This is a genomic window from Clostridium sp. AM33-3 (assembly GCF_003480315.1).
GTDB lineage: Bacteria > Bacillota > Clostridia > Lachnospirales > Lachnospiraceae > Brotaphodocola.
In genome coordinates this window covers 101005-111914 of the sequence record NZ_QUIV01000010.1, presented here as the reverse complement: position 1 = coordinate 111914, position 10910 = coordinate 101005, and the positions used below count along the sequence as shown (strand labels likewise).

General features: G+C 48.2%; 8 protein-coding genes. 6 read left to right on the top strand and 2 right to left on the bottom strand.

Going from position 1 to position 10910, the window contains the following annotated elements:
- Positions 1 to 97: 97 nt before the first annotated feature.
- Entirely contained in the window at positions 98 to 967 is an 870-nt protein-coding gene (locus DW819_RS07895; protein WP_118732830.1) for a phosphoribosylaminoimidazolesuccinocarboxamide synthase, read from the bottom strand.
- Positions 968 to 1220: 253 nt separating this feature from the next.
- Here DW819_RS07895 and DW819_RS07885 point away from each other — a divergent pair, with 253 nt between their 5' ends.
- The 3 genes from DW819_RS07885 to argH all read left to right on the top strand — a co-directional run bounded on the left by DW819_RS07885 (position 1221) and on the right by argH (position 5984).
- Positions 1221 to 1643 (top strand): GtrA family protein, encoded by a 423-nt coding sequence (locus tag DW819_RS07885; protein WP_347560188.1) that lies wholly within the window; start codon positions 1221 to 1223, stop codon positions 1641 to 1643.
- A gap of 77 nt (positions 1644 to 1720) precedes the next feature.
- Positions 1721 to 4555: a YfhO family protein gene (locus DW819_RS07880; protein WP_243025689.1), complete on the top strand. Its 2835-nt coding sequence runs from the start codon at positions 1721 to 1723 to the stop codon at positions 4553 to 4555.
- 58 nt (positions 4556 to 4613) lie between these two features.
- Positions 4614 to 5984, top strand: coding sequence for an argininosuccinate lyase (gene argH, locus DW819_RS07875; protein ID WP_118732827.1), 1371 nt, complete (start codon positions 4614 to 4616; stop codon positions 5982 to 5984).
- A 102-nt stretch (positions 5985 to 6086) separates the two neighbouring features.
- Here the strand turns inward: argH and DW819_RS07870 are convergent, their stop codons facing one another.
- Entirely contained in the window at positions 6087 to 7019 is a 933-nt protein-coding gene (locus DW819_RS07870; protein WP_118732826.1) for an AraC family transcriptional regulator, read from the bottom strand.
- A 410-nt stretch (positions 7020 to 7429) separates the two neighbouring features.
- Here DW819_RS07870 and DW819_RS07865 point away from each other — a divergent pair, with 410 nt between their 5' ends.
- From DW819_RS07865 to DW819_RS07855, 3 genes are read left to right on the top strand one after another with little or no spacing between them, the layout of a single operon-like run.
- Positions 7430 to 8725 carry an SLC13 family permease gene (locus DW819_RS07865; protein WP_243025687.1) on the top strand — a complete coding sequence of 432 codons (1296 nt, stop codon included), beginning with the start codon at positions 7430 to 7432 and terminating at the stop codon, positions 8723 to 8725.
- A gap of 21 nt (positions 8726 to 8746) precedes the next feature.
- Positions 8747 to 9646 (top strand): alpha/beta hydrolase, encoded by a 900-nt coding sequence (locus DW819_RS07860; RefSeq protein WP_118732825.1) that lies wholly within the window; start codon positions 8747 to 8749, stop codon positions 9644 to 9646.
- 35 nt (positions 9647 to 9681) lie between these two features.
- On the top strand, positions 9682 to 10827 hold the full coding sequence (locus tag DW819_RS07855) for a mandelate racemase/muconate lactonizing enzyme family protein (protein WP_118541588.1): 1146 nt from the start codon (positions 9682 to 9684) through the stop codon (positions 10825 to 10827).
- The last annotated feature ends 83 nt before the right edge of the window (positions 10828 to 10910 follow it).

The following is a 10910-nucleotide window of genomic DNA, read 5'->3' as shown; positions in this document are numbered from 1 at the left end:
GCGGCGCAGTGAACAAAGCGCAAAATTCCACCGTTTCTGCGTTTCTGTACGCGGTTTCCAGAACTTCGGACCTTTTAGTGGTTCCGTCTCAATATTTTTATTTCAGCTTTTCTCCGGTGAGCATTTCATAGCTCTGAAGATATTTATCGATGGTTTTCTGAACAACGTCCTTCGGAAGAGTCCAGTCGTTGCCCGGATGGGATGTGAGCCAGTCGCGTGCGAACTGCTTGTCGAAGGATGGCTGGCTGTGACCAACTTCGTAGCCTTCTACCGGCCAGAAACGGGAGCTGTCCGGGGTAAGCATCTCATCACCGATAACGATGTTGCCGTTCTCATCGAGGCCGAACTCAAATTTGGTATCAGCAATGATGATTCCATGACTGTAAGCATAGTCTGCGCACTTTTTGTAAAGAGCGATGGTGCAGTCGCGAAGCTTTGCAGCGTACTCTGCACCCTTGCCCGGGAAGTATTTCTCCAGGTGATCAATGCTCTGTTCGTAGGTGATGTTTTCGTCGTGGTCACCGATCTCTGCTTTTGTGGAAGGAGTATAGATAGGCTCCGGCAGTTTCTGGGATTTCTGTAAGCCCTCCGGCAGTTTGACACCGTTTGCGGTACCGTTTTCCTTGTAGCTTGCCCAGCCGCTTCCGGTGATGTAGCCGCGGACGATGCACTCGAGAGGAAGCATGGTCAGCTTCCGGCACATCATGGTCTTGCCATCAAATTCCGGGGATTGGAAGTATTCCGGCATTTCCTTTACGTCGGTGGTGATCATATGGTTCGGCAGGATGTCCTGGGTGAGATTGAACCAGAATTTGGACATCTGGGTCAGAACTTTGCCTTTATTGGTTACTGTGTTGTGGAGAATCACATCAAAGCAGCTGATGCGGTCAGTGGCCACCATGATCAGGCTGTCACCGTTGTCATAGATTTCGCGTACCTTTCCTTCTTTAACAGGTTTCATCTTCATACCTCGCTGTGGATAAATTTTTTACTGTAGAGTTTTGGTTGTGGGGACTGCCTGCGGATGCAGACAGCTTCTGGTAATAGAATATACGCAAAACAAATAAATAGCAAGTCTTTTATTAAAAAAACTTATAAAATTTTTTTGACGATACGGGGACTGCTTTACAATTCCGGCTTCGTGCCCTATAATGGGGCATATGTAACTGCCGTTGGAATGCCGGTCGGAAAAGGCATCGCAGCAGCGGAAAATGGAGAACATGATGATAGATAAAATATGGAAGAAACTCGTAAATCGGGAGACGATTTCCTACCTGATTTTTGGCGTACTGACAACGCTGGTGGACTGGATCAGCTATTGGTATATGCGTCGTCTCGGGATTGACTACAGGGCAGCAACAGCGGGATCTTGGGCGGCGGCAGTATTGTTTGCCTTTGTGACAAATAAGCTGTTTGTGTTTGCCAGCTTTGATCTGCATCCGAAGAAGGTATGGGCGGAGTTTGTGCCTTTTGTAGCCTGCCGGGCCGCTACGGGTGCGTTTACCATGGTGGCTATGATTGTTATGGTAGACGGATTGGGAATCAGACAGGATTTCATCTGTAAGATTGTAGTGTCGGCAATTTCTCTGGTGCTGAACTACATCTTCAGCAAATGGTTTATTTTTAGAAAAAAAGAATCGTAAGTAAGGAGAAAATGTTGAGCTGCAGCATGCAAAGCGGGAAAGTCGCCTGTATTACGAGAGAACTAGAGGATCTGCTTATGATGGAAGAAGAAAGAGGCACATTTCCGAAGAATAGCGGAAGTGTAGCGGATTTGCTGGAAGAAATGGAAACAGCGGTGGCGAGAGTGGAGGCACAGCGGGAAAAAGAGGCTGGTCAGCAGCAGGAGCCGGAGCTGCAAAGGCGAGAGTCGAAAGGACCAGAACCGGAGGAGCCGGATTTACAAAGACGAGAGCCACAGGGACCAGAACCGGAGCTGCAAAGACGAGAACCGCAGAACTCAGAACCGGAGACGGAAACATCGGAACCGGCAAGGATGCGGAAAATAAAAACGCATTATGCTTCCCGGTCGGAAAAACGCGCAAAAAAGCGTCTGTGCAGGCAGGAGGATGAAGGCCTGCTTCACTCCGCGGATGCCCTGATCGCAGCATTCGTCATTCCGATGGTTATCATGCTGATCATCTTTGTGCAGCGGGGCATTTTCCCGTTTGGAGAGGAAACCTTTCTGCGCACGGATATGTACCATCAGTATGCACCGTTCTTTTCGGAGTTCCAGTATAAGCTGACCCACGGAGGCAGTCTGTTGTACAGCTGGGATGTTGGTATGGGCGTGAACTTTTCAGCTTTATATGCCTATTACCTGGCAAGCCCATTTAACTGGCTTCTGATTTTGTGTCCGAAAGGACTGGTCATTGAGTTTATGACCTGTCAGATCGTATTCAAAATTGGTCTTAGCGGCCTGACCATGGCGTACTATTTGAGAAAGCACTGCCGTACCCGTGATTTCGGCGTTGCCTTTTTCGGTATTTTTTATGCTTTATCCGGTTATATGGCAGCCTACAGCTGGAACATCATGTGGCTGGACTGCATCATCCTGTTCCCACTTATCGTGCTGGGACTGGAGCACTTGGTAAAAGACGGAAAGGGAATGCTGTACTGCATTACCCTTGGATTGTCGATCCTTTCCAATTATTATATCTCCATCATGACCTGCATTTTTATGGTGCTGTATTTCATAGCCCTGCTGGTGCTGGATGAGGAGATGCACTGGGAGAAATTCATTGGCCGCGGCTTTCAGTTTGCCGTGTATTCTTTGCTGGCGGGAGGCCTGGCAGCGGTGGTGCTGCTTCCGGAAATTTTTGCCCTGCAGATGACGGCATCGGGCGATGTGAGTTTTCCGAAGACCTTTTCCCAGTATTTCCCGATTTTTGACATGATTGCCCGTCACATCGGCAACGTTGAGACGGAAATAGGCCTGGATCACTGGCCGAATGTGTACTGTGGCGTGGCTGTACTGATGTTCTTTATCCTGTATTTGCTGTGCAAACGGATTCCAGCGAAGGAAAAAGCGGTTTACTGTGTGATGCTGTTATTCTTTTTTGCAAGCTTTTCCTTCAATATACTCAACTTTATCTGGCATGGCTTTCATTATCCGAACAGCCTGCCCTGCAGACAGTCCTACATCTATATTTTTCTGGTGCTGTTTGTCTGCTACCGGGCCTACATGAATCTGCGGGAAACGCCATGGAAGCATGTGACTGCGGCATTTGCCGGAGCGGTGGTCTTTGTGCTGCTGGCACAGAAGCTGGTAACGGAAGATCATTTCCATTTTATTGTGTATTATGTGGCAATTCTGTTTTTGGCACTGTATCTGGGAGCGATTGCCCTTTATCAGAAGGGAGAACGCTATTATTTTCCGGCATTGTTTTATGCGTTGGCGGTCGTTTCGATTGAGGCTGCGGTTAATACTGCGGTGACCAGCGTGCCAACGACCAGCCGTACTGCTTATACCGAGGATAATGAGGCAGTGGAACAGCTTGTGGATTCCGTTCAGCCGAACGACAGCTTCTTTCGTATGGAAAAGGTATCCAGAAAAACAAAAAATGACGGAGCGTGGATGCATTTTCCGTCAGTTTCCCTGTTTTCTTCCACGGCCAATGCCGATTTGTCGGCGCTCTTTAAAAAGCTGGGCTGTGAAAGCTCTACCAACGCCTACAGCATCACAGGCGGTACACCGCTCATCGATGCCCTGTTTTCTGTGAAGTATGGTATTTATTCGGAAAAGCCGGAGGATACCACGCTGCGGACTGCAGTGGGAGAACAGGACGGCATCTGGCTGTACCAGAACAATTACACCCTGCCTGTGGGCTTTTATGTGGATTCTGATTTTGAATCCCGCTGGAATCTGGAGACCGGCAATCCGGCCGATGTGCAGAACAGCCTGTCCGATGCCCTTGGGGCAGAGCAGGTGCTGGAGCTGGTCATGGACACCGGAACAGAAGGCAGTGATCTGACCTTTACCCCGAAAACCGGGGGTGAGTATTATGCCTATGTTGGAAATAAAAAGATTGAAAAAGTCACAGCTACAACCTGGAAGGGAACAAAGACCTTTACCAACGTGGACCGGGGATACCTGCTGGAGCTTGGTTACTGTGCGGCCGGAGAGATGGTGACACTGACGGCAGAGGACAGCAACGAAGAAATGTGGGCAGATGTGTACCGTTTCTCAGAGAATGGCCTCGGCTCTGTAGCTGCGAAATTATCCGCGCATCCATGGAAGCTGACGAGCTGGACCGACACATCCCTGGAGGGAAGTATTTCCTGCGATCAGGAGGGCTGGCTGTTTACGACTATCCCGTACGATACAGGGTGGAAGGTTCTTGTAGACGGAAAAGAACAGGAAACGGAAAAAATTCTGGATTCCTTTGTGAGTATCAGGCTTACACCGGGACCTCATACAGTGGCTATGAAATATACGCCGAACGGACTGATCCCGGGTGCTGTTGTTTCGGCGGTCAGTGCCATGTGTCTGGCTCTGATTGCGGCAGGCGGATATTTCTTCCGCCGTTACCGGGACGAGACGGATGAAAGGTAACCTGCAGCACACTGTGTTGTAAAATATGATAGAAATACAAGAAGAGGAGACTAACATTATGAAATTATGGGGCGGACGCTTCACAAAAGAGGAAAATCAGCTGGTACACAATTTTAACGAGTCATTGTCTTTTGATCAGAAGTTTTATCATCAGGATATCCAGGGCAGCATTGCCCATGTGACGATGCTGGCCAAGCAGGGCATTGTTTCTGAGAATGACCGGAAAGCCATCATTGACGGACTGAACAGCATTCTGGCTGATATTGAGTCCGGAAAACTGGTATTTACCAAAGAACACGAGGATATTCATTCCTTCGTGGAGGCAAACCTGATCGAGCGCATCGGCGATGCCGGCAAGCGTCTTCACACAGGCCGCAGCAGAAATGACCAGGTTGCTCTGGATATGAAGCTTTATTGCCGCGACGAGATCGATGAGATTGATGTTCTGGTCAAGAACCTGTTAGAAGAGCTGTTAAAGATCATGGAAGCCAATATCGACACCTATATGCCGGGCTTTACCCATCTGCAGAAGGCACAGCCGGTTACCCTGGCTCATCATATGGGCGCTTATTTTGAGATGTTCTCCCGCGACAGAAGCCGCCTGCATGACATCCGCAAGCGCATGAACTATTGCCCGCTGGGCTCCGGCGCCCTGGCTGGCACCACCTATCCGCTTGACCGCGCATATACCGCAGAGCTGCTTGGCTTTGACGGACCGACCTTAAACAGCATGGATTCCGTATCCGACCGCGATTACGTCATCGAGCTGTTATCTGCCCTGTCCACCATTGCCATGCATTTAAGCCGTTTCTCTGAGGAAATCATCATCTGGAACAGCAACGAGTACCGTTTTGTAGAGATCGATGACGCTTACAGCACCGGCAGCAGCATCATGCCGCAGAAGAAGAATCCGGATATCGCCGAGCTGGTACGCGGCAAGACCGGACGTGTCTACGGAGCTCTGGTATCGATCCTCACCACCATGAAGGGAATCCCGTTAGCATACGATAAGGACATGCAGGAAGATAAGGAGCTGACCTTTGACGCCATCGATACCGTGAAAGGCTGCCTGGCTCTGTTTACCGGCATGATCTCCACCATGACATTTAATAAAGAAGTCATGGAGGCAAGCGCAAAGAACGGATTCACTAACGCGACCGATGCTGCTGACTATCTGGTAAATCACGGTGTTCCGTTCCGCGATGCGCACGGGATTGTAGGCCAGCTGGTGCTGTTCTGCATCGATAAGGGCATTGCACTGGATGACATGACGTTAGAGGAATTCAAGGCGATCAGCCCGGTATTTGAGGAAGATGTTTACGAAGCAATCAGCATGAAGACCTGTGTCGAGAAGAGAACCACCATCGGTGCTCCTGGACAGGAAGCCATGAAGAATGTGATTGCAATTTATAAAGAGCAGTTAAAATAATGGAATAGTCCTATAACGGAAAACCCCGGAACATGTATCATTGCGAAAAGCCAGATTTCAAATTTGGCGATCGGCAACGTTACATCTTTTGGGGTTTGTTTATTACAGTCCGATTTTAGTGTATTCTTTTAATTTTTGCCGCAGCACGCTGTCTGCAGGATCCAGAAACTGACGCTGGTTTTCATAAAGCACATCTCCTGGCTTTAAGGCTGCGCGGTATTCGGCAGGCGTGCGAAGCAACGTGGAACGGAAGCGTGCCGTCAGCGTTTTTAAATCTGGAAATCCATTTCTTAATGCAATGTCGGTAAGATTATCTTTGGTGTAGGTCAGGTCATTTAGTGCATGCTGGAATCGGACACGCGTGAGATATTCATGAAAATTAATTCCCACCATCTGTTTAAATAAAGTAGAAATGTAAGTGCGGTTATACTGGGCATAGTCTGCCAGATCCTCCAGTGCCAGTTTTTCAGCATAATGTTCTTCCACATAAGTCAGCAGAAGACGCATGGTAGAACGACGCTTGTCATCTTCCGAGATGAGGTTAAGCTGCTGCGGGTCGAACCTGGTGAAAAGGCTGATCAGCAGCAGTTCCAGATTGGCTTTTGCGCTTAACTGTGCATAAGCACCACCCTGCTCGACGGCATTCCAAATCTGGGCTGCGTAAAAACGAAGCTGGCAAAATCTGGGTTCGTAACGGTTTCCTTCGTTGGAAAGACAGGATGGAAACTGGTAGATGTACCCCTTCTTGTTCAGAAACTTCAATGCATTTGCCGGAAAATGGAGAACGAGTGCCCGGGTATCCGGCTGCTGGCGCGTAGACGCATGGCCATTGCCCGGGGCAGTGAGAATCAGATCATCTTCGAGAAGCGTGTGCGTATCGGTGCCGCGGCAGTACTGCTGGTTTCCCTGAAGAACAATGCTCAGCTCATATTCGTCTGTATGCCAGTGATAGCGGTAATTCATAATGTTGTGTGCAAAACAGCGCAGATGGATATTTTCCCGGGGAAGATCCAGCTCATAGTTGGTCTGATCCATTTTTTCTCTCCTTAAAAATCCAAATATTTTCCCTATCATAAAATTCAGAAATGAAACATGGAATCTGATTAAATTGCTTTTAGGATACCTGATAAAACCAGAAAAGTCAATTATTGTTTCGGAATTTGTACAAGCCCGGGAAATGAAGAACTGGCAAAACGTACAAAGAAAAAATGCAGAAAACGACAGATTGCACAGGGAAAATATTTGGATTTCGTATTGTCAGATATGCCTGCATAAAAAGAAAATGAGGTTAAAGGAAAAGAAAAGCGTAACGGAAACCTGCGAATATTTGCAGCGACAAACGAGTTTTCCTCTGTTAGGATAAGCACAACGACAACAAGCCTGTGCCCGGGCAGCCAAGTGCTTATGGAGTTTCGAAAAATGATGTTATAATGGAAGGGGAAACTATGAATACTCAAATGATGATCTGCATGGTAATCTTTGCGGCAACGCTGGTTAGTTACATGCTGAACAAGATTCCAATGTGGCTTACGGCAATGATCTCTCTGACAGCGTTATATTTTACCGGCTGTATTGATGCGGCAGGTGCTTTGTCTGGTTTTTCAAATGTAAATACGCTTTTGATGGCAACCATGTTTATTGTGGCAGCAGGATTTCGGCGCACATCTTTGGTAGACGGTATGTGCGGAGCAATCATGAAGCTCACAAGAGGCAGTTTTGTGACCGCATATTTTGGTTATATTCTGCTGGCAGTGCTTCTGACAAACTTTATTGCGAGCCCGATGGTAGTTTATGCGATCGTAAGCCCGCTTCTGGCAGCACTCTGTGACAATACGAACCATAGCCGTTCCCAGTATATGTTCCCGGTTATGGTCGTGTGTGTGGCATGCTGCGGGATTCTGCCGCTTTCAACTGCGATCCAGCAGGCCGGACAGTTTACCGGATTTATGGAAACCTATGGATTTACCGGTATGAGCATCCGTGCGATTGACTTTACCATTGGCACCTGGCCGATTTTGATCATTGTTCCGCTTTGGGCACTGTTTATCGGACCGAAATTTACACCAAAGGCTCCGATTGTCCCGATTGAAGCACTGGAAAACCGCAATTCTGGAAAGCAGGCACAGAAACTCAGCCCGGTTGTAGATAAGATTGGAATTGCCGTATTTTTTGGAACCATTTTATGCCTGATCTTTTCCAGCCAGCTTCATCTTACCACCTGGTCTGTGGCATTGACCGGAAGCCTTCTGATGGTTTTATTTGGTGTGGTAGATCAGAAATCTGCACTGCGTGATATCCCGTGGGATATGTTAATGCTGTTTGTAGGTGCACTGGCACTTGGAACCGCCCTGACGAACACCGGAGCAGGCGATATGATTGGAAATGCTTTGGCAACAGCCGTTGGTGGTACTCACAATAACTATGTGCTCGGTGCGTTATTCTTCCTGATCCCGTTTGCACTGACTCAGTTTATGCTGAACCGTTCTGTATCTGCGGTATTTGTTCCGATTTGTCTGCTGACCTGTTCCGCACTGGGTGCAAATCCGACAGGACTGGTTCTGTTAGTCAATGCAGGTTCCCTGACGGCATTCCTCACTCCGATGGCGACACCGGCGGTTCCGATGTGCATGGCTGATGGCGGTTATGATTTGAAGGCCATCTTTAAGAGCGGCGCACTGATTACATTGATTTTGCCATTTATCTATATCGTTTATACCATGACAGTATTCCCTGCATTTTAAAAGAAAGGGAGTGACGTGGATATGACACAGGAAGAAAAAATTGCTATTGCAGAGACTGTGCGGCACAGAGATCGTTTTGGTCCTGTGAGTCAGGAAGAGTTAGCGGCACTGTCGGGAAAAGAAACAGAACTTTGGATTCAGACAAAAAACGGTTATTGTGTGCATGTCTTTGAAGAACGGCCGGAAGCTTTGCCGGATCGGGCCCCAATTTTATTAAACTTTCATGGTGGTGGATTTTTAAAAGGACGCACGGATCGTGAGCGCAGATATTGCTGTGCAGTCATGGAAGCAACGAATGCTCTGGTATGGGATGTTGATTATAGTCTTGCACCGGAAAAACCGTTCCCTTATGCTGCAGAAGAAAGCTATGGAATCATACAGTATGTGTTTGAACATGCAGAAGAACTGTGTATCGATCCGGAAAAAATCATGCTTGCCGGACATAGTGCCGGAGGCAATCTTGTGGCATCGGCTCTGGTGAAAAATGCGGAAACGAAAGCATTTCATCCATGTTGCGCCTTGATGGAGTATTTCCCAACAGACAATACCGCGAATCCGGTAGAAAGGCTGTCGGAGGAATTAAAACAGGATCCATTCTGGGTGAAACGCGCGGAAACGGAGAAACTGTATACAGATTTTTATGTGGGAGATGCAGATGCATCTGATCCATGCTGTTCCCCTGCTTTTGCAACGGAGCAGGTCCTGGCTGCATTTCCAGACTGTTTGATTTTATCTGCAGGAGAAGACAGCCTGAGAGATGATACGGAAAACTTTGGAATGCGATTGGTAAAGGCGGGAGTTTGTGTAACCATGCAGAGGATTCCAGAAGCTATGCACGGATTTACAACCAACCGGACACCTGGATGGGAACGAGCATTAGAACTGCATGATCGTTTCTTTTTGGAACATATAAACCGATAAAATGAAAGAATGTAGAACATTAAAGGAGTGAAACTATGAAGATTACAGACGTAAAGCTGCGCTTTGCCAAACATTATCTTTTCGTACAGGTTTACACCGATGCCGGCATTACCGGTCTTGGAGAAGCCGGAAACTGGGGATATCTGCAGGCAACGGCAGCAGCCATTGAAAAGTTTGCGGATTACTTAATTGGAAAAGATCCGTTCCGTATTGAAGATTTTAACCAGAACTTTCTGCGATCCGTGTATTTCCGCGGTTCTGTCATTATGAGTGCGATTTCCGCTATTGACATTGCGCTTTGGGACATTAAAGGAAAGGCACTCGGCGTTCCGGTTTATGAATTATTGGGCGGAAAAACCCGCGATAAGGTGCGCGTTTACGCTTCCGTCATGCATATAACCGATGATAAGGAAGAACTCGCAAAGCAGTATCAGGAACTACAGCAGATGGGCTTCACCGCTGCCAAGATTTTCTGCAACGGACCGAAGAGCAGTGCGGATGGAAAGGGAGAGTTCTTCGCCAGCCGTATAGAGCGGGAAGTAGAAAAAGTCCGTGTCTGCCGGGAAGCAGTCGGAAATGATTTTGATTTCGTTTTGGAAGTGCATCGCGGCATGACTTTGCCAGAGGCTGTCGCATTTGGTCGTGCAGTAGAGCCATACCGCCCGATGATCCTGGAAGATCCGGTTCCGCCGGACAATGTGGATACGATGGCAGAGGTGGCATCCAAGATCGGGGTTCCGATCGCAACCGGTGAGAGAGCCATCGATCTGCGCGAATTTGAAGTGCTGATGGCACGCCATGCATGCCAGTATATCCGTCCGGATGTCTGCGCAGTTGGCGGCATTACCACCAGCAAGAAGATCTGTGCGCTTGCAGAAGCACACGATGTACTGGTGATTCCGCATAACCCGCTTGGACCGGTATCCACGGCAGCCTGCCTGCAGATCTGCGCATCCATTCCGAACCTTGGGATCCAGGAACTCCCGGGCTTCTGCTTAAATGGAGCGGAAGACAAGATGGTGAAAGAACCATTCCATTTTGAGAATGGCTGTATGATGATTCCGGAAGCACCGGGAATCGGAATTGAACTTGCCGACGATGCAGAAGAACTGTATCCGGCAAAAGAGCGCGGCAGCAATGCAGCGCACCGGGCATTCGATGGATCTGTAAAAGACTGGTGATGTAAATAACAATATAAGTATATGACAAGGGCCGTGTGAGTTGCCGAAAGGCAACTCACACGGCCCTATTAAAGTGAATCAAA